Origin of the sequence: Aminobacter sp. P9b (assembly GCF_045345995.1) — a bacterium.
Classification (GTDB): Bacteria; Pseudomonadota; Alphaproteobacteria; order Rhizobiales; family Rhizobiaceae; genus Aminobacter; species Aminobacter niigataensis.
In genome coordinates, this window is sequence record NZ_CP150082.1 from 4,433,258 (window position 1) to 4,454,279 (window position 21,022).

Annotated in this window: 22 protein-coding genes; 17 read left to right on the forward strand and 5 right to left on the reverse strand. The window is 64.4% G+C overall.

The features are described 5' to 3' along the window. The first annotated feature begins 300 nt into the window (after window positions 1–300). From WHT83_RS21880 to WHT83_RS21895, 4 genes are read left to right on the forward strand one after another with little or no spacing between them, the layout of a single operon-like run. Window positions 301–1,305 (forward strand): AAA family ATPase, encoded by a 1,005-nt coding sequence (locus WHT83_RS21880; protein WP_406872376.1) that lies wholly within the window; start codon window positions 301–303, stop codon window positions 1,303–1,305. After that, the gene (locus WHT83_RS21885) at window positions 1,305–2,219 is read left to right on the forward strand and encodes a DUF58 domain-containing protein (RefSeq protein WP_406872377.1); all 915 of its coding nucleotides are present in this window, start codon (window positions 1,305–1,307) and stop codon (window positions 2,217–2,219) included. The genes WHT83_RS21880 and WHT83_RS21885 overlap by 1 nt, the downstream gene beginning before the upstream one ends. Beyond that, window positions 2,216–5,041 (forward strand): DUF4159 domain-containing protein, encoded by a 2,826-nt coding sequence (locus tag WHT83_RS21890; protein WP_406872378.1) that lies wholly within the window; start codon window positions 2,216–2,218, stop codon window positions 5,039–5,041. The genes WHT83_RS21885 and WHT83_RS21890 overlap by 4 nt, the downstream gene beginning before the upstream one ends. A 1-nt stretch (window position 5,042) precedes the next feature. Next, window positions 5,043–7,124: a hypothetical protein gene (locus WHT83_RS21895; protein ID WP_406872379.1), complete on the forward strand. Its 2,082-nt coding sequence runs from the start codon at window positions 5,043–5,045 to the stop codon at window positions 7,122–7,124. Window positions 7,125–7,145: 21 nt separating this feature from the next. On the opposite strand, the gene WHT83_RS21900 is transcribed toward WHT83_RS21895, so the two are convergent. Further along, window positions 7,146–7,325, reverse strand: a complete 180-nt coding sequence (locus tag WHT83_RS21900; protein WP_159091625.1) for a hypothetical protein — start codon at window positions 7,323–7,325, stop codon at window positions 7,146–7,148. Window positions 7,326–7,669: 344 nt separating this feature from the next. On the opposite strand from WHT83_RS21900, the gene WHT83_RS21905 reads away from it, so the two are divergent. The 5 genes from WHT83_RS21905 to WHT83_RS21925 all read left to right on the forward strand — a co-directional run bounded on the left by WHT83_RS21905 (window position 7,670) and on the right by WHT83_RS21925 (window position 8,982). Beyond that, the gene (locus tag WHT83_RS21905; protein WP_108607279.1) at window positions 7,670–7,876 is read left to right on the forward strand and encodes a cold-shock protein; all 207 of its coding nucleotides are present in this window, start codon (window positions 7,670–7,672) and stop codon (window positions 7,874–7,876) included. Between the two features lie 128 nt (window positions 7,877–8,004). After that, complete coding sequence (locus WHT83_RS21910) at window positions 8,005–8,271, forward strand: hypothetical protein (protein WP_406872380.1); 267 nt, start codon at window positions 8,005–8,007, stop codon at window positions 8,269–8,271. Then, window positions 8,268–8,522 (forward strand): hypothetical protein, encoded by a 255-nt coding sequence (locus tag WHT83_RS21915; protein ID WP_108607277.1) that lies wholly within the window; start codon window positions 8,268–8,270, stop codon window positions 8,520–8,522. Before WHT83_RS21910 ends, WHT83_RS21915 begins: the two co-directional genes overlap by 4 nt. 27 nt (window positions 8,523–8,549) lie before the next feature. Continuing rightward, the gene (locus WHT83_RS21920; RefSeq protein WP_159091624.1) at window positions 8,550–8,696 is read left to right on the forward strand and encodes a hypothetical protein; all 147 of its coding nucleotides are present in this window, start codon (window positions 8,550–8,552) and stop codon (window positions 8,694–8,696) included. 55 nt (window positions 8,697–8,751) lie between these two features. Continuing rightward, complete coding sequence (locus WHT83_RS21925) at window positions 8,752–8,982, forward strand: hypothetical protein (protein ID WP_108607276.1); 231 nt, start codon at window positions 8,752–8,754, stop codon at window positions 8,980–8,982. Window positions 8,983–9,098: 116 nt separating this feature from the next. On the opposite strand, the gene clpS is transcribed toward WHT83_RS21925, so the two are convergent. Further along, the gene (gene clpS / locus WHT83_RS21930; RefSeq protein WP_406872381.1) at window positions 9,099–9,404 is read right to left on the reverse strand and encodes an ATP-dependent Clp protease adapter ClpS; all 306 of its coding nucleotides are present in this window, start codon (window positions 9,402–9,404) and stop codon (window positions 9,099–9,101) included. A gap of 199 nt (window positions 9,405–9,603) precedes the next feature. On the opposite strand from clpS, the gene WHT83_RS21935 reads away from it, so the two are divergent. The 4 genes from WHT83_RS21935 to WHT83_RS21950 all read left to right on the forward strand — a co-directional run bounded on the left by WHT83_RS21935 (window position 9,604) and on the right by WHT83_RS21950 (window position 12,167). Beyond that, entirely contained in the window at window positions 9,604–9,957 is a 354-nt protein-coding gene (locus WHT83_RS21935) for a DUF1428 domain-containing protein (protein ID WP_108607274.1), read from the forward strand. Between the two features lie 153 nt (window positions 9,958–10,110). Continuing rightward, complete coding sequence (locus tag WHT83_RS21940) at window positions 10,111–11,064, forward strand: helix-turn-helix transcriptional regulator (protein WP_406872382.1); 954 nt, start codon at window positions 10,111–10,113, stop codon at window positions 11,062–11,064. A gap of 234 nt (window positions 11,065–11,298) precedes the next feature. Next, window positions 11,299–11,658, forward strand: coding sequence for a hypothetical protein (locus tag WHT83_RS21945; protein ID WP_159091623.1), 360 nt, complete (start codon window positions 11,299–11,301; stop codon window positions 11,656–11,658). Further along, window positions 11,655–12,167 (forward strand): hypothetical protein, encoded by a 513-nt coding sequence (locus tag WHT83_RS21950; RefSeq protein ID WP_406872383.1) that lies wholly within the window; start codon window positions 11,655–11,657, stop codon window positions 12,165–12,167. The genes WHT83_RS21945 and WHT83_RS21950 overlap by 4 nt, the downstream gene beginning before the upstream one ends. Window positions 12,168–12,356: 189 nt before the next feature. Here WHT83_RS21950 and choV read toward each other — a convergent pair whose 3' ends face one another. The 3 genes from choV to choX all read right to left on the reverse strand — a co-directional run bounded on the left by choV (window position 12,357) and on the right by choX (window position 15,454). Further along, window positions 12,357–13,538 carry a choline ABC transporter ATP-binding protein gene (choV, locus tag WHT83_RS21955; RefSeq protein ID WP_108607270.1) on the reverse strand — a complete coding sequence of 394 codons (1,182 nt, stop codon included), beginning with the start codon at window positions 13,536–13,538 and terminating at the stop codon, window positions 12,357–12,359. Continuing rightward, entirely contained in the window at window positions 13,535–14,389 is an 855-nt protein-coding gene (choW, locus tag WHT83_RS21960; protein WP_108607269.1) for a choline ABC transporter permease subunit, read from the reverse strand. The genes choV and choW overlap by 4 nt, the downstream gene beginning before the upstream one ends. A 129-nt stretch (window positions 14,390–14,518) precedes the next feature. Beyond that, window positions 14,519–15,454 carry a choline ABC transporter substrate-binding protein gene (choX, locus tag WHT83_RS21965; RefSeq protein WP_108607268.1) on the reverse strand — a complete coding sequence of 312 codons (936 nt, stop codon included), beginning with the start codon at window positions 15,452–15,454 and terminating at the stop codon, window positions 14,519–14,521. A 215-nt stretch (window positions 15,455–15,669) separates the two neighbouring features. Here choX and WHT83_RS21970 point away from each other — a divergent pair, with 215 nt between their 5' ends. The 4 genes from WHT83_RS21970 to WHT83_RS21985 all read left to right on the forward strand — a co-directional run bounded on the left by WHT83_RS21970 (window position 15,670) and on the right by WHT83_RS21985 (window position 20,931). After that, complete coding sequence (locus tag WHT83_RS21970) at window positions 15,670–16,284, forward strand: thymidine kinase (RefSeq protein ID WP_108607267.1); 615 nt, start codon at window positions 15,670–15,672, stop codon at window positions 16,282–16,284. A 105-nt stretch (window positions 16,285–16,389) separates the two neighbouring features. Then, window positions 16,390–17,478, forward strand: coding sequence for a hypothetical protein (locus WHT83_RS21975; RefSeq protein WP_108607266.1), 1,089 nt, complete (start codon window positions 16,390–16,392; stop codon window positions 17,476–17,478). Between the two features lie 222 nt (window positions 17,479–17,700). Beyond that, on the forward strand, window positions 17,701–18,846 hold the full coding sequence (locus tag WHT83_RS21980) for a hypothetical protein (RefSeq protein ID WP_406872384.1): 1,146 nt from the start codon (window positions 17,701–17,703) through the stop codon (window positions 18,844–18,846). Between the two features lie 174 nt (window positions 18,847–19,020). Further along, window positions 19,021–20,931 carry an AAA family ATPase gene (locus tag WHT83_RS21985; protein ID WP_406872385.1) on the forward strand — a complete coding sequence of 637 codons (1,911 nt, stop codon included), beginning with the start codon at window positions 19,021–19,023 and terminating at the stop codon, window positions 20,929–20,931. Window positions 20,932–21,022 lie beyond the last annotated feature (91 nt).

Consider the following 21,022-nt stretch of genomic DNA (forward strand, 5'->3'; position numbering starts at 1 on the left):
GTCAGCATAGGCAAGTGATTTAAGTTCAATGCCATGACCTCGCAAAGGTGCGGGCCAAGGTGTGGGCATCGAGATCGCGACGCCCGGGATCGTTTGACCTCTGGGGATTGGGCGGCAGGCACGACGTCCACACGGACGACGCACCGGACCAAGAGGCAAATAATCCTTGTAGATTGACGAAGCGGCGACCTGTCCTGATGGACGAGAGAGGCACGCTGTAGCATTTTGAGTAAGCGCATCGGCGGTCCGAGAGTCGGTTTCGATTTTAGGGCCCCGCGCTAGAAGAAGGATCCGGCCCGTATGAGCGTGATGATCAAGGAAACGGCGATGAGCGAGAGCGAGATGATCGCCGCAGCCGAACGTGCGCTTGCCGACATCGCCAAGATCCGCGCCGGCGTCGGCCGCGTCATCTTCGGCCAGGAAAGCGTCGTCGAGCGCACACTGGTGGCACTTTTGGCCGGCGGCCATGCGCTGCTGGTCGGCGTGCCCGGCCTCGCCAAGACCAAGCTGGTCGAAACACTGGGCATCGTGCTCGGCCTCGACTCGCGCCGTATCCAATTCACGCCCGACCTGATGCCGTCCGACATCCTCGGTTCCGAAGTGATGGAGCAGGACGACCAGGGCAAGCGCTCCTTCCGCTTCATTTCCGGGCCGATCTTCGCGCAGTTGCTGATGGCCGACGAAATCAATCGCGCCAGCCCGCGCACCCAGTCCGCATTGCTGCAGGCGATGCAGGAATATCACGTGACGGTCGCCGGCGAGCGCCACGACCTGCCCGCCCCTTTCCATGTGCTGGCAACCCAGAACCCGCTGGAGCAGGAAGGCACCTATCCGCTGCCGGAAGCCCAACTCGACCGCTTCCTGATGCAGGTCGACATCCTCTATCCCGAGCTCGAAGCCGAGCGGCGTATTCTTCTGGAAACCACCGGCATCGAGGACGCCAAGGCCCAGAACGTGCTCGATCCGCAGCGGCTGAAGGACATCCAGCACTTGATCCGCCGCATGCCGGTGCCCGAGAGCGTGGTCGAAGCGATCCTCAAGCTGGTGCGCTCGGCCCGTCCCGGCCAGGGCAATGCCGAGACCGACAAACATGTCTCCTGGGGCCCCGGCCCCCGCGCCAGCCAGGCGCTGACGCTGTGCGCCAGGGCGCGCGCGCTTTATGACGGCCGCCTCGCTCCGTCGATCGACGACATCCGCGCTCTGGCCGAGCCTGTCCTTCAGCACCGCATGGCGCTGACCTTTGCGGCCCGCGCCGAAGGCATGACTGTCCGCGACGTGGTGGCGCGGCTGGTTAAGGACATCTGATGGCGCGCATCGGCGAGTCATCGGCACCGGTTGCGACCAGCGATGCGCTTGCCCGCGGCAGGCTGCGCGCGTCGCTGGTGCCGGACCTGCTGGTCGAGGCCCGCCGCATCGTCAACACCGTGATTGCCGGCTGGCACGGCCGCAAGAAGCGCGGCATCGGCGAAAACTTCTGGCAATTCCGGCCCTATGTACAGGGCGAGGCGATGGCCCGCATCGACTGGCGCCGCTCGGCCCGCGACGACCACACCTATGTCCGCGACCGCGAATGGGAAGCCGCCCACACCGTCTGGCTGTGGGCCGACCTGTCGCCGTCGATGCTCTACAAATCGAAATCCGCCTCGGTGTCGAAGGAATCGCGGGCGCTGGTGCTGATCTTCGCGCTGGCCGAGCTTCTGTCGCGCAGCGGCGAACGCATCGCCTGGCCGGGGCTGACGGACCCGTTCAGCGCCCGCAGCGGTGCCGAGCGACTGGCCTCGCATCTGGCGCAAGCCATGTCGCTGCCGGCGAAGCCCGACCTTTCCAGCATCCGCCGCTTTTCCGACATCGTCATCATCGGCGACTTCCTCGACCCGGTCGAAGAGACCATGGCCTGGCTCGATACGCTGGCCCGCCACGGCGCCCGCGCCCATCTGATCGAAGTTGTAGATCCGGCGGAAGAAAGTTTCCCCTATGCCGGCCGGACCGAATTCACCGACCCTGAAACGGGCGACAAGCTGACCGCCGGACGCGCCGAACAGCTGGCCGAGGCTTATCGCAACCTCTATTCGGCGCGCCGCCAGGAGCTTGCCGCCTGGTGCAAGCGGCTAGGCTGGAGCTACACCGTCAATCACACCGACCGCCTTGCCTCGGACGCGCTGGTGCATGTGCACATGGCGCTGACCGCCGAAGGCCACGGACCCGGAGGCCGCCGATGAGCTGGCTGCCGCTGTCCTTCGGTGCGCCCGCGGTCCTGTGGGGCCTGCTGGCGCTGCCGGTCATCTGGTGGCTGCTCAGGTTGACGCCGCCTAAGCCGCAGGCCGAAGTGTTCCCACCGCTGAAGATCCTGGCGCGGGTGTTCAGAAAGGAAGAAACGCCGCACCAGAGCCCGTGGTGGCTGACGCTGCTGAGGCTGCTGATGGCAGCGCTTATCGTGCTGGCTCTAGCCGAGCCGATCTTCAACCCGCGCGAAAAACTGCCGACCGGCGGGACGGCGCTGGCGCTGGTGGTCGACAATGGCTGGGCGAGCGCGCCGGACTGGAAACGCCGCACCGCGACCGCCGAACGGCTGATCGCCGATGCCGGGGCCGCAGGCCAGCCGGTCGTGCTGGCCTTCACCGCCGAAAAACCGAATGCCGAGATCGGCCCCTTCGACGCCCAGGCCGCACTCGACCGGCTGCGGGCCGCCGAGCCTCGACCGGTGCCGACCGACCGCGGCCCGGTCTACGCCCGTGTCGCCACGGTGCTGGCCACACTGCCCGGCGCCAGCATCGCTGTCCTCGACGACGGGCTGGCAAGTGCAGGCGACGAACAGGCGTTCGCCACGCTTCTCGGCCAAAACCCGCCGAACGTGCTGTGGGCATCGCCGGAACGGCTAGACGCCAAGGGCCTGACATCGGCCGAAAACGAGATGGACGGATTTGCCCTGACCGCGATCCGCGCGCCCGGCGATCCAGCGCCTGGTGCCGTGACCGCCGGCGCCTTCGACGACAAGGGCCGCCGCATCGCCGACGCCACGCTGACCTTTGCGCCGGGCGAGACGGTGGCGACCGGCACGATGACCGTGCCCTTCGAGCTGCGCAACGATTTCGCCTCGATCGCGCTCGACGGCCAGGCCCAGGCGGGCGCGGTGCGGGTGCTCGACGACAGCTCCAAGCGCCGCCGCGTCGGCCTGCTGTCGCAGTCGGATGCCGACGATTCGCAGCCGCTGCTGGCGCCGCTCTATTACATTCGCCGCGCGCTCGAACCCTTTGCCGACCTGAGCGAGCCGACAAGCTCCGACCTTGCCGAAGCGATCCCGCAGCTGATCGACCAGAAGCCGGCGATGATCGTCATGGCCGATGTCGGCACCATTCCGCCGCAGGCACGCGAAAGGCTGCTCAAGTGGCTCAACGACGGCGGCACGCTGGTGCGTTTCGCCGGTTCGCGGCTCGCGGCAGCTGGCAATGACGAGGAACTGCTGCCGGTGCGGCTGAGGCTCGGCGAGCGCTCGCTCGGTGGCGCCCTGTCGTGGACGGCGCCGCAGCCGGTCAGCGACTTCCCCGGCGGCGGGCCCTTCGGCGATCTTTCTCCACCCAACGAGGTGACGGTGAGCCGGCAGGTGCTGGCCGAGCCGACACCCGATCTCGCGCAAAGCACCTGGGCCAACCTCGCCGACGGCACGCCGCTGGTGACCGGCGCGCGGCGGGGCAAGGGCACGCTGGTGCTGTTCCACATCGCGCCGCAAGCGACATGGTCGAACCTGCCGATCTCGGGCAGTTTCGTCGAGATGCTGCGCCGCATCGTGCAGCTGTCGCGCAACCAGGGCACGGCGACGGCCGGTGCCGAAGACAAGCCGGCATCGCTGGCACCTTACCGGATGATATCGGCAGAAGGGCGTATCGTGCCGCCGCCGCCGGACGCCCGCCCGTTGCTCGCCGGTTCAGGCACCCTGCCGGTGACGCTCGAAAATCCACCCGGCCTCTATGGCAGCGAAGAAGGCGTGCTCGCCCACAACCTGCTCAAAGCCGACGCAGCACTTGTGCCGATCGTCCGGCCGCAATTCTCGGCGCTGGTGACCGAAATACGTTACGCTTTCGACGAATCGCGCGACTTGAAAGGTCCGCTCGTGGCGGCAGCCCTGGCACTGATGGCGCTCGACACGCTGGCCGTCCTGTGGATGGGCGGGATGTTCTCGCGCCGTGGCACCCGGCGCGCACGAACGGCCGGAACTGCGGCTGCGGTCCTGCTTTGCCTGGGTGCGCTGCTTGCGCAGCCCGACGTCGCGCGTGCCGACGACACCAAGCCCGGCGACCTCGAAGCCGTGGAAGCGATCTCGCGCACCCGCATTGCCTATGTCCTGACCGGCGAAGCCTCGGTCGACGCGATCAGCCGGGCCGGCATTACCGGGCTGACAAAATTCCTCGTCGAAAAGACCGCGCTGGAGCCGGGCGAGCCGGCCGGCGTCGACATCGCCAAGGACGAGCTTGCCTTCTACCCGCTGATCTACTGGCCGATCGATCCGGCAGCCCCGATGCCAAGCGAGGCGGCTATCGCCCGCGTCGACGCCTATATGAAACAGGGCGGCACGGTATTGTTCGACACGCGCGACCAGTTTGCCAACGGCATCGGCGCGGATTCGGCAAGCCCTGCCACCGAGCGGCTGCGCGACATCCTGGCCAATCTCAATGTGCCGCCGCTGGAGCCGGTGCCGGCCGACCACGTACTGACCAAGGCGTTCTTCATCCTTCCCGAGTTTCCGGGCCGCTTCAACGGCAGCCCGCTCTGGGTCGAGGCGTCGCTGGAGGCATCCAATGCCGAAGGCCGCCCGGTGCGCACCGGCGACGGGGTCACCCCGATCATGATTACCGCCAACGATTTCGCCGGCGCCTGGGCCGTCGACGAGAACGGCGAACCGATGCTGCCGACCGTGCCGTCCGACCCGATGCAGCGTGTCTATGCCCTGCGCGCCGGCGTCAACGTCATGATGTACATGCTGACCGGCAACTACAAATCCGACCAGGTGCACGTGCCCGTGCTGCTCGAACGGCTGGGGCAGTGACATGAACTGGTCCGTCGCCTTCGAACCCCTTTTGTCGTGGCCCGTCTTGGCCGCCCTGCTCGTGCCGCTGGCGCTGCTGGCGCTCGTCGGCCTGTGGTTCCGCCAGCGCGGCGGATGGCTGAGGTTGCTTGCGCTTGGCGCACTCGGCCTGGCACTGGCCAACCCCGTGATTCTCGACGAGGAGCGCGAACCGCTGAAGAGCGTTGTCGCCATCGTCGTCGACCGCAGCCAGAGCCAGCAGATCGGCGAGCGCACCGTCCAGACCGATGCCGCGGTCGAGAGCCTCAAGGAGCGCCTGGCGCGCTTCCGTCAGTTCGAGGTGCGCGTGGTCGAGGCCGGGCGCGCCGATGCGGCCGACGACCGCACCGAGACACGCCTGTTTGCAGCGCTCGAAAGTGCGTTCCGCGACGTGCCGCCGTCGCGCATCGGCGGCGCCGTCATGGTGACCGACGGCCAGGTGCACGACGTGCCGGGCGCGCCAACTATCAATGCCCCGCTGCATGCGCTGATCACCGGCGAGGAGAACGAGCGCGACCGCCGCATCCGCTTCGAGAACGCGCCACGCTTCGGCATCGTCGGCAAGCCGCTCGACATGACCTACCGGGTGATCGACACCGGCGGCGAAGCCGGTGCCGTCGATGTGCGCGTGTCGATCAACGGAGTGCAGGTTTCGGTCCAGCGCGCCTTCGTCGGCCAGCAAATGCCGCTGCAGATCACCATACCGAGTGCCGGCCGCAACATCGTCGAACTGTCGATCGAACGCGTCGACGGCGAGTTGACCGACACCAACAACCGCACGATCGCGCTGGTCGACGGCATCCGCGAGAACCTGCGCGTGCTGCTGGTCTCGGGCGAGCCGCATGCCGGCGAGCGTACCTGGCGCAACCTGCTCAAGTCCGACGCTTCCGTAGACCTCGTGCATTTCACCATCCTGCGGCCGCCGGAAAAGCAGGACGGCACGCCGATCAACGAGCTGTCGCTGATCGCGTTTCCGACCCGCGAGCTGTTCGTCGAGCGCATCAACGACTTCGACCTGATCATATTCGACCGCTACCAGCACCGCGACGTGCTGCCGATCCTCTATTACGACTACATCGCCGAGTATGTCGAAAAGGGTGGCGCACTCCTGATCGCCGCCGGCCCCGAATATGCCGGCGACCAGTCCATCGCCAACACGCCGCTGATCTCGGCCCTGCCCGCCATGCCCAATGGCGACGTCATCGAAAAGGCGTTCTATCCGCGCCTGACCGAACTCGGACAACGCCACCCGGTGACCCGGGGCCTTGAAGGCTCAGGCCAGGAGCCGCCGCGCTGGAGCCGCTGGTTCCGCCAGATCGGCGTCGAGCGGCCGGACGGCGAAGTGGTGATGAAGGGCGCCGACGATCGCCCCCTGCTGCTGCTCGACCGCAAGGGCGAAGGCCGGGTCGGCATGTTCCTGTCGGACCAGGGTTGGCTGTGGGCGCGGGGCTATGAGGGCGGCGGCCCGCACGTCTCGCTCTACCGACGCATCGCCCACTGGCTGATGAAGGAGCCGGAACTCGAGGAAGAGCGCCTGACCGCCGATGGACGCGGCATGGTGCTCGACATCCGCCGCCAGACCATGCGCGACGAAGCAGGCTCGGCACGTGTCATCACGCCTTCGGGCAAGACGCTGGACGTGCCGTTGACGAAGAGCGATCCGGGCATCTTCCTGGGCAGCGTCGAGACCAGCGAAATCGGCCTCTACCAGGTCGGCAATGGCGACCTGACCGCGCTTGCCCATGTCGGGCCGGTCAATGCGCCGGAATTCGCCGACGTCGTTTCGACCGAGAACGTGCTCAAGCCGGCAGCCGATGCGACCGGCGGCGACGTGCGCCGGTTGGCGGCAACGGGCATTTCGGCCATTTCGGGCGGCATCTCCGTGCCGAACGTCGTGCCGGTGCGCGGCACGGCTGAAGCCTCGGGCCGCGATTGGCTCGGCTTCCGCACCACCGACGACAGCGTGCTCAAGTCGGTGTCGCGCGTGCCTTTGTTCGGCGGCTTCCTCGGTCTGGGACTGCTGCTGCTGGCGCTCGGCGCGATGTGGTACCGCGAGGGACGCTGACCGCCCTCGCCATGGAGTCCGTCAGCGCAGGCGATTGTCTTCAACGAGCTGAAGCTGGCGCCGCCGCGCGCCGTCGGTGTCGGCAAGGCGTCGCCGTGCGGCCTCGTCCTTGCGCACCGTCAGGCGACTGGCTGGCTTGGCGACAGGCACGGACATGGCCAATAAGGGCGCAGGAACGGTTGGTCGTTTCGTGAAAAACATGGTTTGTCCTCACATGGGGAAATGCATCCCGCCGCCAAGGGTCAAGCGACCCGACAGGAATGCAAGTGCTGATTTTCTGCTAGTTGCCGAAGCGTAACAGCATTCCGGCGCCCATGATAGAAGCCGTGCTGCGAAAATAAACTCGCAAATAAAAGCCGCTCCGGAAAAAACTCCTTACATAAACCTCAATTAACAGCTATAAGTAAATTATCGTTTTTTGGGCCAAGCTTGGCTATCGCGGCGTCAGAGGCTCTCGACCCGCCGAACTCACTCCAAATCGTCGATCCTTTGATGTGCGGCATTACTTGCTGCACGACGACTTTTCTCATTCGAAAGACAATCTAATGAACACTGGAACCGTAAAGTTCTACAACGGCCAGAAGGGCTTTGGCTTCATCGAACAGGCTGACGGCGGCAAGGACGTGTTCGTCCATGTCAGCGCGCTTGAACGTGCAGGCTTCTCCGGCCTCGCCGAAGGCCAGAAGCTCAATTTCGAGCTCGAGCGCGACACCAAGGGCCGCGAGTCGGCCACCAATCTTCAGCTGCTCTGATTGATCGGATCGAAGGACGCTGACCACGGATGTACTGGCAGCGTCTCTCTCGGTTCGCTTCCGAGCACGGCTGAAGTGAGGAAAGCGGGGCATTGCTCCGCTTTTCGTCCATTAACGGAGTTGCTGTCATGACCGGGCGCACCAAGCACTCGACCGTCCATTTCGACAAGCCGTTCGCCTTGCGTGGATTGGAAGAAATCCAGCCGGCGGGCGACTACGATATCGACGAGGATGAGGAAATGATCGACGGCATATCCTGGATCGCCTACCGGCGCGTTGCCACCTACATCCACCTGCCCGCCCGGTCTTCCAATCTGCTCACCAGCCAGGTTCTGGCCATCGACCACGCCGAACTCGAAACCGCGCTGCGGCAGGACCAGGAACAGCTCGCATGATCAGGTTCACCAAGGGACCGGCTTCAGCCCCGCGCGTGGAAAAGCCGTCGCATCGCTTCGCGGTCGGCCAGATGGTCCGGATCAGGAGCCGGGTCGGCATCGCGGTGAAGGACGCGGAGACCTTCCACGTCAAGGCGACATTGCCAGCCAAGGACGGCTCGCCGCAATACCGGATCCGCAGCGACAGCGAGAGCCACGAGCGGGTCACCACGGAAGACAATCTCGAGGGGGTCGAAGCGGCGGCCGGATAGGCGCGACGTTTCACTGGCAAGGAGGAAATGATCATGGCCAAGGGCCAACAACGCAGCAACCGCGAAACCAGAAAACCCAAGAAGGAAAAGGTCGCCGTGAAGGCGGCTGCCCCATTCGGCTCCCAGGTCAAACAGGCAGAAACCGCCCCCTACAAGGGCAAGCCGAAAGGCTGACGCACGGCCCCGAAAATCGTCTGCGATCTCCGGGATCAGGCGGCTGGAGGCCAATGTGAACTTCGTCATCGAATTCTATCGCCTGCGCGAAGAAGACGGCGCGCACGCCACCCTCGACCGGGTTCCGCTCGAAGCGGCGAACCTGGAATCGGCAATCGACATCGCCGGCTCGCTTTTCCACACACTCGCCATGCCGCAGATCCCGGACCACGTCCGCGTCTGCGACTGGTCCGGCCGTGAGCTCTATGCCGGACCGGTTTCCGGCGAAGAACCAATCTGGACGTGACTGATCGCCGATAGGGCGGTCGCCCTTACCTCCAGTTTCGGCGCCATGGTCCCCTGCCCTGCAGGCGTTCGACGCTCGATAAGCCAAATATCGTCGACCGGCCTTGCGGGTGCCTCTCATTCCTCCGGTTCGGTGGTGAATTGCAGCGGGTAGCCCTTGGCCTTTCCAGCCTCGGTCGCCCGCGTCGCCTTGGTCTCGGCGACGTCCCGGGTGAACACCGCGACGACGCAGACGCCACGCTGATGGGCGGTGATCATCACCCGATGCGCTTGGTCCTCCGACATGTGGAACTCGCCCTTCAGCACCGTGACGACAAAGTCGCGCGGCGTGAAGTCGTCGTTGAGCAGGATGACCTTGTGTAGCTTCGGCCGCTCGGTCTTCGGGCTGACCTTGGCGTGGGGAGCAGTGGTGATTTCGGGCATGGCAAGCGAGCCTCATGCGCGGGCGTCCACAGTATGGGATCGATCGACCCGCTCCGCAACGCCGCACCCAGCCCTGCGGCCGGAACCATCGCCGTACGCGGCCATTGAGAGGCAGGCCCGACGAAAAAAGTTGGACACGGATGTCGGAAAGGGCACCGGCCGTTCGTCCTTGCAATGTCACAACACGAGGAGAAGAAGCATGTCCTATGTCGATGGGTTCCTGCTCGCCGTGCCGAAAGGCAAGATCGAGGCCTACAAGGAGATGGCGCGCACCGGGAGCGAGGTCTGGAAGGACCACGGCGCAATCGCCTATGTCGAGTGCCTGGCCGACGACGTGCCCTATGGCGAAGTCACCTCGTTTCCCCGCGCGGTGCAGGCCACGGACGACGAGATTGTCGTCTTCTCATGGATCGTCTACCGCTCGCGCGAGGAACGCGACGAGATCATGAAGAAGGTGATGGCCGACCCGCGCTTGCAGGGCGATCCGGCGTCATGGCCGTTCGACGGCAAGCGCATGATCTATGGCGGCTTCAAGCCGTTCATCGAAAGCTGAAGGCGCCCGAAGCAATGGCGGTTGCCGGCAGCAGCCGGCGGCCGCCCGCTTGACCGCATCAGACGTTCCGTCAATAACAGCAACCCGCATAGGCTGAATGCGCAATTCGTTTCGCGCATAGGTAGATCATGCACGCTGAGATGGAACCGTTCGATGCAGCGCCTTACGACTTTTGACGTTCCCGCACGCGACCGCCTGGCCTATCTGCACGATTTCGTCGCCCGCCATGTCGCAGGCTTGCGCTTCCGGCCAGCCGATGCCGACAGCTTTGCGTTCGACGTCTCCGCCTACTTCCTCGACGCCGGCACGACGATCGGCACCGCGTGCTATTCGGCCGTGCTCGGCGAACGCCCCAGGGACCTGATGGCCGCGGACGGCCGCCAGGACTATCTGATGACCATCCACACCACGGACTATGAAGTGGCAATCGCCGGCAAGCCGCCGCTGTCGATCAGGGCCGGCGACATCACCCTGGTCAACGAGGCCACGGCCATGGCTTTCGCCTTGCCGAACACGCTGCTCAAGGTCGTGGCCCTGAACGAGGCGCGGCTTGCAGCGATAGCGCCCCGTGTCCGCATGCAGGCGTTTCACCACATTCCGGCGCAAGCCGGGGGTGCCGCGCTGCTGACTGGATATGCCGACCTGCTGCGCGCCGCAGCACCCGACGGCGAAGCCGGTCGTACGCTTGCCGGCAATCATCTCTACGACCTCGCGGCCCTCGTCGTGCAAGGCGCGACGAACGCCGCCGCCGAACCGGTTCGCGCCAGCCTGGGTGCTGTGCGGTTGGAACTGGTCAAGGCCGAGGTGCTACGCCACCTGACCGATCCCGAACTGAACGTCAGCGTAATAGCCCGGCGTCAGGGCGTGACCCCGCGCTATATCCAGCGGCTGTTCGAGCAGGAAGGCTCGACCTTCTCCGAGTTCCTGCGCGATGCCCGGCTCGACCTCGCCGTCCGTTCGCTCGGCAATGGCGGCGCAGCCACGATCTCGGCCATTGCCTTCGACGCCGGCTTTGGCGACCTGTCCTATTTCAACCGTGCCTTTAGGCAGCGCTTCGGCACGACGCCGAAGGAGATCAAGGCCGCAGCCCTGCGCCGCCGCCAGTAGTTCGGGCCTTTCCGGTTCGCACCAGTCCGCATCTGTTCGTCCCCAGCCAAGACCGCGCCAGCCGCGCCGTCGTAGAGCAGTGCCGTGGCGGACCGATGCATCCGACGGGCGGGGGCGCTCTTCGAACGCATGCGTGGCCGGCCATCGCCGGACCGCCGACTGGGCAGAGTCGGCGGTCCGCGCATGGGCCGTCTCCACGGAGTTCGCGCCATCTCCAGCGAAATCGAGAGATCCATGAAAACAGCGATTGCATTGATGTTGTGCGGCGTGCTCGCCGCCTGCAGCCAGACGACCTCGACAACCAGCACGACGACAACAGCCGGAGCGCCTAAGGCGGCGGCCCAGGTCGCGCCCAAAGGCAAAGCCGGGAAGATGACGGCCGAACAGCGCTGCGAGGAAGCCATGCGCAAGGCGACCAAGGCGCAGACCAACGCCGCCATGCTCGGCGGCGCGCTTTCGATGGTCGGCGGCTTCGGCGGCCTTGGTCGCGGCGGCGCGATCGCCGCGCAGGCCGCGTCTGTCGGCGGTTCGCTGATGCAGGCCAAGGCCCAGGACGATGCCGGCAAGGCACTGGAAGCGGAGTGCATGGGATGACCGGGCTTTCCCTGCTCAAGCGCCATCTCGCCGGCAGTCTGCTGGCGGCAAGCCTAGCCCTCGGCGCGTTCGTGCTGCCGGCTCGGGCATTGACGTTCGATGAGGTCGGCAAGGTGGTGCAGCTGCTCACCGAGTTGGAGCCGGAACTCGGCCGCCTCGCCTATGACGAAGAGGAGGCCGACCAATGGTTCGAAGACGATGCCGGCCTCGAGGGCCGCATCGCCAAGGCCGGCTTCAGCCGCGAAACCTGGAAGCAGGCGCTCGACGCCACCTTCCGGGGTTATCTGGCGACAATCGCCACCGAAAGGTTCGAAGCCACATTCTCGGGCCTGACGGAAAGAGTCGATGCCAGCGATCTGAATGACGAGCAGAAGGCCGAGATGCGCAGCTTCGTCGAGACCAAGATCGCCGAGACACGGGCACTGCGCGCCGAAGGCGAGAAATATGTCGACGCCGTGCAGCCTTATGCGGTCAGGCTGAACGAGTTGTTGGGCGATCAGGAAGAGTGAGGCTTCTTACCTTCTCCCCCTGTGGGAGAAGGTGCCTGAACGGAGTGAAGGCGGATGAGGGGTGTTGGACGAAGCGCGACGCATGACACCCCGCGCTGAGGGGTGGTAGCACTCCGGCCAACACCCCTCATCCGTCTCGGCGCTGCGCGCCGATCCACCTTCTCCCACAAGGGGAGAAGGAAAAGATCGCTACCGCCTGAGCACCGCCGACAGCACATCGCGGATACCGATGGCGCCGACGAAGCGCGACTGGTCGTCGAACAGCGCCACAGGCGACGTCTGCGAGCGGTGCATGGCGAGCATCACCAACTTGAGCGAGGTTCCGGGCTTGGCCCAGAACACGTGCGAGGCCTCGTCGGACGATTTTTCGATGTCGTCGACGGACACCCATACGGCCGGCTGGCCGTTGCGCTCGGCGGCGGCGACGAGACCCTGTGCGTCGATCTTGAAGCGTGTCGTCTTGCGCCGGTCGAGCCAGACCCAGCCCTTCCCCGCATCTTCGAGATCGCGGCGGTCGCGCATGACGTTCCACGCCGTCAGCACCGACAGCGGGTTCACATTGGCGATGAAGTCGCGGACATAGTCGTTGGCCGGACGCAACACGATGTCCTCGGGCGGTCCGGACTGGACGATGCGCCCGCCTTCCATGATGGTGATGGTGTTGCCGATCTTCAGCGCTTCCTCGAGATCGTGGCTGACGAAGATGATCGTCTTCTTCAGCGTCTTCTGCAGCTGCAGCAGCTCGTCCTGCAGCTTGGTGCGGATCAGCGGATCGAGCGCCGAAAACGGCTCGTCCATCAGAAGGATCGGCGCCTCGGTGGCGAAGGCACGCGCCAGGCCGACGCGCTGCTGCATGCCGCCGGACAACTCGTGGGCGTATTTCTTCGCCCAGGGCGTCAGGTTGACGAGGTCGAGCTGCTTGCCGACCTTCTGCTTGCGCTCGGCTTCCGGCATGCCGGCAAGTTCGAGGCCGAGGCCGACATTCTCCTCGACCGTGCGCCACGGTAGCAGGCCGAACTGCTGGAACACCATGGCGACCTGATGCTGCCGCAGCCGCCGCAGCGTGGCCTCGTCGCAGGACACGACGTCGACCATCTTGTCGCCGTCTTTGACCATGACCTGGCCGCGCGAGACGATGTTGAGGCGGTTGACGGCACGCAGCAGCGTCGACTTGCCCGAGCCGGACAAGCCCATCAGCACCGAGATCTCGCCCTCGTTGACGGTGAGATTGGCACCCGCGCAGCCGAGCACGTTGCCTGTCTTTTCGAGGATCTCGGCGCGGCTGGCGCCGCTGTCGATCAGATTGAGCGAGCCCTTGGTGTCGTTACCGAAGACGATGTCGACATTCTTGAAATCGACGGCAATGTTCATTTCTTGCCTCCCACGCCGATACGCGTCATCCGGTCGAGCACGATGGCGAGAACCACGATAGCCAGCCCCGCCTCAAGCCCGAGGTCGATCTTGCGTGAGCCGAGCGCGCGGTTGATTTCCGTTCCGAGGCCACCGGCGCCGATGAGGGCGGCGAACACCACCATCGACAGCGACAGCATGATGCATTGCGTAAGCCCCGCCATGATGGTGGGCAGCGCCGCCGGCAGCTCGACCTTCCACAACAGCTGCCGCTTGGTAGCGCCGAACGCCTCGCCGGCCTCGATAATGGCCTTCGGCACCGAAACGACGCCGAGATGGGTGAGACGCACCGCCGTCGGGATGACGAAGATGATGGTGACGATCAGGCCCGGCGCGTTGCCGAGGCCGAACAAAGTGAGCACCGGGATCAGGTAGACGAAGGTCGGCAGCGTCTGCATCAGGTCGAGCACCGGCAGCATGACGCGGTAGACCTTGGGCTTGTGCGCGGCCCAGATGCCGAGCGGCACGCCGATCAGCATCGAGGCTGCGGCTGCGGCGACGACCAGCACCAGCGTTTCGACCGTCTGCTTCCAGAGGCCCTGGTTGATGATGAACAACAGCCCCAGTGCGACGCCGATCGCCAGCGCCCGCGAGCGCTGGAGATACCAGGCCAGCAGCGCGATGAGCGCGACCAGCGCGACCGGCGGCAACAGCAGCAGCGCATCGACCAGCCCGTCGAGCAGCAGGTTGAGGCCGTTGGAAAAGCCGCGGAAGATGGCGTTGAAATTGTCGGTGAGGAAAGTGAAGAATGCCTTGCCCCAAAGGCCGATCGGAATCTTGTAGGCGGCCAGCAAGCTCGATACCGGATCCATCTGTCCCCTCTCTATTGCTTTCGCAGGCACCGGTCGCGCCGGCGCTTCTCGCTTAACTTGATACGAAAAAGGGCAGCTGTCTCGCTTCGCTGCCCTTCATCATGTCATTTTGTCGGCAAGGACGCAGGCTTAGCTTGCCAGCGCCGCCTTCACCGCAGCCGAAGCATCGCCGCCATCGAAGGTGGTGACGCCGTCGAGCCACTTGGTGGCCGCGTCGGGATTTGCCTTGAGCCACTCCTTGGCGACGTCATTGGCATTGCCGCCTTTCAGGATCGCGTCCATCATGGTGTTTTCCATCGACAGGTCGAACGACAGGTTGGTGATGAACTTGCCGACATTCGGGCACTCGGCGACGTAGCCCTTGCGCACGTTGGTGTGCACGGTGGCAGCGCCGAAGCCCGAGTCGCCCATGCCGTCGAGATAGGCGATCTTCATCTCGCCCATGACAGGATGCGGCGTCCAGCCGAGGAAGACGATCCACTGATTGTCCTTCATCGCCTGCTCGGCCTGCGTCAGCATGCCGGCTTCGGACGATTCGACCAGCTCGAAGCCGGCGAGATTGTTCTCCGCCTTGCCCAGCATTTCGAGGATGATGCGGTTGCCGTCATTGCCCGCTTCGATGCCGTAGATCTTGCCGCCGAACTTGTCCTTGAACTTGCCGAGGTCGGTCAGCGTCTTGACGCCGCCTTCAGCGACATAGGTTGGGACGACAAGGCCGTAGCCGGCGCCGTCGAGGTTCTTGCTGACGGTCTCTACCGAACCTTCGGCGGTGTAATCCTTGATGTCGCTGGTCATCGACGGCATCCAGTTGCCGAGGAAGACGTCGAGGTCGTTGTTCTTGAGCGAGGCGTAGGTAACCGGCACCGAAAGCTGGATGACCTCCGGCTCGTAGCCCATTGCGGTCAGCAGCACCGAGGCAACGCCGGTGGTGGCCTGGATGTCGGTCCAGCCGACATCGGACAGGCGCACTTTCTTGCAGCTCTCGGCGTCCCCCGCGTAAGCGGCACCGGCAGTCATGACCGCCGACACGCCGATGGCGGCGGCGAGTGTTATCATGCGCGACATATGTAGATTCTCCCATTCGTATTTTTAACGGCAACGCGATAGTGTTGTTGTTCGTCTTTGTCGCGAGCCAAACACCATTTTCCTTTGGATTCAAGTGACATGACGCAGCGACACACGCCGCGGGCTGATCCATCAGCGACATCGCGAAGGTTTTTTGCGGTGGATGGCGAAGCTGCCCTCTCCCCGCGCCCGCCAGCTTGGGCTTAAGGAAGCACATGGCCAAGCTCTACTTCCACTATGCCACGATGAACGCCGGCAAGACGACCATGCTTCTGCAGGCGTCCTACAACTACCGCGAGCGCGGCATGACGACGATGCTGTTCGTCGCCGGCCACTACAGCAAGGGCGACACCGGCTACATCTCGTCGCGCATCGGCCTTGAGGCCGGCGCCGAAATGTTCCGCCACGGCGACGACTTGTTCGCCCGTATCGCCGAGCACCACGATCATACGACAGTGCATTGCATCTTCGTCGACGAGGCGCAGTTCCTTGAAGAAGAACAGGTCTGGCAACTGGCGCGGGTTGCCGACCGTCTGAATATCCCGGTCATGTGCTACGGCCTGCGCACCGATTTCCAGGGCAATTTGTTCAGCGGTTCGCGCGCTTTGCTCGCCATCGCCGACGATTTACGCGAGGTGCGCACCATCTGCCGTTGCGGCCGCAAGGCGACTATGGTGGTCCGCCTCGGCCCCGACGGCAAGGTGGCGCGCCAGGGCGAGCAGGTGGCAATCGGCAAGGATGTCTATGTCTCCTTGTGCCGGCGCCACTGGGAAGAAGAGATGGGCCGCGCCCAGCCAGATGATTTCATCGGTTTTGCATCGCGGAGCTAAGTAGCTTCGCCTTAAATGTTTTCGCCGGGCGCTTGCGTCTTTCAATCGATAGATGCGGCACATATATTCGGCGCCACTGTCCCGCATTCGACACCGGAGGAACGTATGGCAACGCTGCAGAATTTCGATGCCGAAATCGCCAAGACCAAGCAGGTCGTGGAAGAAATGCGGACCAAGATCGAAAAATCGGGCACCGTGCTCGACACCATCGCCAAGACTGACGAGAAGATCGGCGCCAGCGATTTCGACATCGAAAATGCGCGCATCCAGGACGTTCTCAAGCAGCAGAAGGTGATGGAAGGAAACATCGCCGACCTGATCATCGGCCTTGAAGACGCCACCAACGTGTTCGGCTCCGAATTCGAGAGTATGAAGAGCTTCACCGGCTGGGAAACCTTCGTCGGCATCTTCTCCGATTCGAGCAAGCAGCGCATGCGCACCGACCGTGTGCGCAACATGTCGCTGGCCGGCAACCTGCAGGAACTCCTGGTCAAGTCCGACACCATCGTCGGCATCCTGAAGGCACAGAAGGACGTGCTCGACGCGCGCTACAAGACCTCGGAGACCAGCCTGTCCCAGGTGATCGAGCGCCGCAAGTCGACGATGTCCAATCTTGAGGCGGTCCAGAAGCGCATCGAGGAGTTGAATCCGCTTCTCCTCGACATCGAAAACAAGATCGCGGCGTCGACCAGCCAGAAGGAGCGCACCGACCTCGAATCCGAACGCTCCAAGCTCGCCACCGAATACAACGAGAAGCAGGCCAAGGAGCAGGAACTGCTGGCCGAGAGCCAGACGCTCGAGCGCTACACTTCGATGTTCCAGACCTTCGTCGATTCGCTGAACAACCAGATCGCGGCGCAGAACACGCTGATCAACAAGCTGACCATCGATACCGAACAGCGCATCGTGCTCTACAAGGCGCTGGAGGACTCGCTGAAGACCGCGGCCCAGCAGGACGTCGCCCACAAGATCAACACGCTGGGCTCCAAGGTCGACAACACCGCCGAGGAGACGATGGCCGGCATCGGTGCGGCCGCCCAGAAGCACATCGGCGACCTGCTCGAAATGCACGAGAAGAACATGGTAGCGACTGCCGACATCCAGCGCCGCAAGAAGCTTGCCGACGACGCCTTTGCCCGCCGCTTCGACGATGTGCTGAAGAAGCATAACGCTTCGGACTACGTGCAGTCGTAACGACTATTCAGATGAGAGCCCTGCGCTCCGTCGCGCCCCCCTCTGGCCTGCCGGTCATCTCCCCCGCAAGGGGGGAGATCAGGCGGCGGCTCAGACTTCGCCAATCTTCGGCGTTGAAAGTGGGGCAAAGGCGCAGATGGCGGGTGATCTCCCCCCATGTGGGGGAGATGTCCGGCAGGACAGAGGGGGCAACGTCGAGCCCATGCATTCGAGATTTCGCCCATGACCCCCACCGACGACCCGGCCGTCCGCTATTTCGATGCGATCAAGGCGGCGCTGAGCGGGCTGGAAATCTTCATGCGCGACGACCGCTCGCCGCTCTACAGGCACGGCATCGTGGCGAAGATCGCGGCCGAGTACATCTCGCGGCTGGAGCGGTCGTTCGCCTGCTGGCGCAATCGGCTGGGCTTCATGGAGACCTTCAAGATTTCGCGCGCCGAAAGCGGTTTTCCGGTGTTCCAGAACGTGCTGGAACTGGAAAACGACCGCAAGACGGCGGCGCAGCGTCTGGCCAGCATCCCCCCGCCCGGCGAGCTGCGCGAGGAGATGGCCGACTTCATCCTGCGCCACAAGGAATTCCCCGAGGCGCTGCAACGCTCGATGGCCGAGCGGCTGTATCTCGAGGACGTCAAGGACGGCGTGACCTTCAGCCCGTTCATCCTGGCGCAGACGGCCAAGGTGTCGGTCAACCCGAAGTCGATGCGGCCCTATTATCTCGTCCATTGGGGCAGCTTCGACGGCAGCGCCAACCTGCCGATGATCTATATGGCCACGGTCGAGGATCCGTCCGAGGCGATGGTCGAGCAACTGGTCGACAACAACGGCAAGCTCAACGAGAAGATCGACATTCCCCTGCCCGTCGACGGCCTGCTCAATCCCGACCTGGCCCACCGCTTCGACGACTTCACCGAGAAGAACTCGGCCTATTCGCTGTCGCCGCTGACCATCGCCACCAATCTCGACAAGGATTTCCCCGACCTGCACCCAAAGCAGCTGCGGCGGCTCGTGCTCGGCCCGTTCTATTCGGCCGGCATCACCGAGCACAATTCGGCGGTGGCCGAAGTGCTGTCCAAGGTGCGCAAGGCCGAAAACGCCTGGCTGCTGACCTGGACGATCCAGGAGGTTTATTCCAAGGCCGAGAAGCCGGGGCGCAAGGGCCTGTGGTCGAGCGAGCCGGCGAGCGAGGAGTTCTTCATCAACACCGACGATCTCGAAGCCGCGCGCCAGGGCGTGTCGAGCTACGAGAAGCACGCGTTGATCCCGCACGAGGCCTACCAGGCGCTCTATGCCGCCGGCGAGGCCGAGAAGATCTTTGGCGGGTACAAGGTGCACATCCTGTCGAAGGGACAGGTGATTAGCGATGTGTAGCGCGCGACCGGCTTGGGTTGGCTCAGCCCCTCACCCTTACCCTCTCCCCGTGAAGAACGGGGAGAGGGAGGCGTCGACGGCGCGGTCAGCCTCCTTCTCCCCGTCCTCACGGGGAGAAGGACCGGCAGGGGATGAGGGGCAGCGCCAACGCTCCCCTGAACGAGCGAGGGTTCAATGGACACCGGCCTGACTGCGATTTCGGAAGCCGACATCGAAAAGCACCGCGCCATCGCGCAGAGCTTCATCACCCGCATCGTCGTGCTGGAGGATTCCTCCGGCCAGTCGGGTACGGCACTGGCCGGCACCAACCGGCGCTTTGTCTCCACTGTGTCGACCGGCTCGATCCGCAAGACGCGCGAGGTCGAGCTGCAGAAGACCGTCGCAGCCATCCGCCCCGACGACCAGCTGATGTCGATCCCCCAGCACACCCTGCTGTTCCGCGCCCGCCGCGGCATTGCGGTGGCGCTGGCCGTCTCCGACGTGTTCTCGCGCTCGACCGATCTCGAGGCGCTGCAGGCCAAGAATGCGCGGACGCCGCTAGAAGGCGACGAAGCCAGCCATTTCAAGAAGCTGCTGTCGGCCTCGGCCTATGTCGCAGCCTTCACACTTGCCTCCTATCTCGCCCAGCTGATCGACAGCGACGGCGAAGCGCCCAACGATGTCACCGAACCTGACTTCCTGTTCGACACGCCGCAGGATGCGGTGAAATCGATCGTCTCGGGCCTCGACCGCGCGCTTTCGGGCGCCAAGGACGATGCCGATCTTCTGACGCGCGGCCGCGCCTTCGCTCGTGTCGCGATCGAGGGCCTTTTGCAGCGCAAGGGCCGCTTCGACGGGCTCGGCGCCTTCGAGAACGCCCATATCCGCATCGACGCCGACGACTTCACGCTCGACGGCTTCGACGTCGCACCGGGCAAGAAGTCGAAGCCGCTGGTGATGACCTTCAAGAAACCGCAAGAGGTCGTCGGCAATCACATCGCCAAGTTCCAGTCGGTCAGGCTGGCCAAGATGCTGATGGCCTATGATTTCGACCGCGAGCTGAACCCGTTCGTCGAGCTTGGCGGTTTCCTGTTCACCTTCATCGGCGACGGCGCGCCCGGCACCGGCAAGACGACGCTGATCCAGATGATCGCCGGCCTGGTCAACAACTACTGCCAGGTCGCCGGCTATCCCTTCGCCTACGAGAATTTCGGCGTCGACCAGATCTCGTCCTACCAGGGCAAGTCGGGCCAGAACTGCCGCCAGTTCATCAACAACGTGCTCAACCCGCGCGCCATCGGCTTCGGCACCATCGACGACATCGACCAGGTGGCGGCGAAGCGCTCCGATGATCGGGCGTCTGCCGGCCAGCAGGAGATCACCGGCGTCCTGATGGACGCCTTTGCCGGCGCAGGAACAGTGGTGCGCGGCAACTGCTCCTTCGGCATGTTCTCCAACTATCCCGAAAATGTCGATGACGCGCTGCGCCAGCGCGCCGGCGCCCGCTGGCTGGTCGACGGCCCGCAGACCCGCGACGACTACATCGACATCTTCGTGCTGCTCGCCGGCAAGAACCACAAGATCCCGCTCGGCGAGCACGAGCTCTATGCCGCCCAGGAAATCCAGCGCGCCGTGACCGAGGCCTATGAAGAGCATGCCAAGCCGCAGGAAAACGGGCTGGAAAAGGTCTACGACCGCTTCATGAAGGACAATGGCGCGCCCAAGACCCTCGCCGATGTCGGCACCTACTTGCACATGATCAAGGAGGCCGAACCGCGCTTCACCGGCCGCGCCATCAAGAACGTCACCGACGCGATCAAGATGCGCGCCATGGACATCGAGCTGCCGGAGGACTGGTTCGAAAAGCCCGAGACCTTCATGCACAAGGGCTACGACGAGAAGAAGGCGATGATCGAGGAGCTGCGCGGACCGTTCTCGATGGACATGGTGATGCAGGAGATCAACCGCTACGCCGACAGCGAGTTCCGTTATTCCGACAAGTCGGACGATGCGGCGGTATCCAAGCTGCTCCGCGATGCGAGGCTGCGCGAACGCGCGGCGAAGGAGATGGAGGAGCTGAAGGCGAAGGGGCTGTGGAATGCGTGATCTTTCCTTCTCCCCGTTCACGGAGTCGGTGCGCAACGCTGACGCCCCCCTCTCCCCGTTCTTCACGGGGAGAGGGTAAGGGTGAGGGGCG

Excerpts from the sequence above, each read along its gene's own strand:
- WHT83_RS21880 (WP_406872376.1), top strand. The coding sequence starts at position 301 with ATGAGCGTGATGATCAAGGAAACGGCGATGAGCGAGAGCGAGATGATC.
- WHT83_RS21885 (WP_406872377.1), top strand. The coding sequence starts at position 1,305 with ATGGCGCGCATCGGCGAGTCATCGGCACCGGTTGCGACCAGCGATGCG.
- WHT83_RS21890 (WP_406872378.1), top strand. The coding sequence starts at position 2,216 with ATGAGCTGGCTGCCGCTGTCCTTCGGTGCGCCCGCGGTCCTGTGGGGC.
- WHT83_RS21895 (WP_406872379.1), top strand. The coding sequence starts at position 5,043 with ATGAACTGGTCCGTCGCCTTCGAACCCCTTTTGTCGTGGCCCGTCTTG.
- WHT83_RS21900 (WP_159091625.1), bottom strand. The coding sequence starts at position 7,325 with ATGTTTTTCACGAAACGACCAACCGTTCCTGCGCCCTTATTGGCCATG.
- WHT83_RS21905 (WP_108607279.1), top strand. The coding sequence starts at position 7,670 with ATGAACACTGGAACCGTAAAGTTCTACAACGGCCAGAAGGGCTTTGGC.
- WHT83_RS21910 (WP_406872380.1), top strand. The coding sequence starts at position 8,005 with ATGACCGGGCGCACCAAGCACTCGACCGTCCATTTCGACAAGCCGTTC.
- WHT83_RS21915 (WP_108607277.1), top strand. The coding sequence starts at position 8,268 with ATGATCAGGTTCACCAAGGGACCGGCTTCAGCCCCGCGCGTGGAAAAG.
- WHT83_RS21920 (WP_159091624.1), top strand. The coding sequence starts at position 8,550 with ATGATCATGGCCAAGGGCCAACAACGCAGCAACCGCGAAACCAGAAAA.
- clpS (WP_406872381.1), bottom strand. The coding sequence starts at position 9,404 with ATGCCCGAAATCACCACTGCTCCCCACGCCAAGGTCAGCCCGAAGACC.
- WHT83_RS21935 (WP_108607274.1), top strand. The coding sequence starts at position 9,604 with ATGTCCTATGTCGATGGGTTCCTGCTCGCCGTGCCGAAAGGCAAGATC.
- WHT83_RS21940 (WP_406872382.1), top strand. The coding sequence starts at position 10,111 with ATGCAGCGCCTTACGACTTTTGACGTTCCCGCACGCGACCGCCTGGCC.
- WHT83_RS21945 (WP_159091623.1), top strand. The coding sequence starts at position 11,299 with ATGAAAACAGCGATTGCATTGATGTTGTGCGGCGTGCTCGCCGCCTGC.
- WHT83_RS21950 (WP_406872383.1), top strand. The coding sequence starts at position 11,655 with ATGACCGGGCTTTCCCTGCTCAAGCGCCATCTCGCCGGCAGTCTGCTG.
- choV (WP_108607270.1), bottom strand. The coding sequence starts at position 13,538 with ATGAACATTGCCGTCGATTTCAAGAATGTCGACATCGTCTTCGGTAAC.
- choW (WP_108607269.1), bottom strand. The coding sequence starts at position 14,389 with ATGGATCCGGTATCGAGCTTGCTGGCCGCCTACAAGATTCCGATCGGC.
- choX (WP_108607268.1), bottom strand. The coding sequence starts at position 15,454 with ATGTCGCGCATGATAACACTCGCCGCCGCCATCGGCGTGTCGGCGGTC.
- WHT83_RS21970 (WP_108607267.1), top strand. The coding sequence starts at position 15,670 with ATGGCCAAGCTCTACTTCCACTATGCCACGATGAACGCCGGCAAGACG.
- WHT83_RS21975 (WP_108607266.1), top strand. The coding sequence starts at position 16,390 with ATGGCAACGCTGCAGAATTTCGATGCCGAAATCGCCAAGACCAAGCAG.
- WHT83_RS21980 (WP_406872384.1), top strand. The coding sequence starts at position 17,701 with ATGACCCCCACCGACGACCCGGCCGTCCGCTATTTCGATGCGATCAAG.
- WHT83_RS21985 (WP_406872385.1), top strand. The coding sequence starts at position 19,021 with ATGGACACCGGCCTGACTGCGATTTCGGAAGCCGACATCGAAAAGCAC.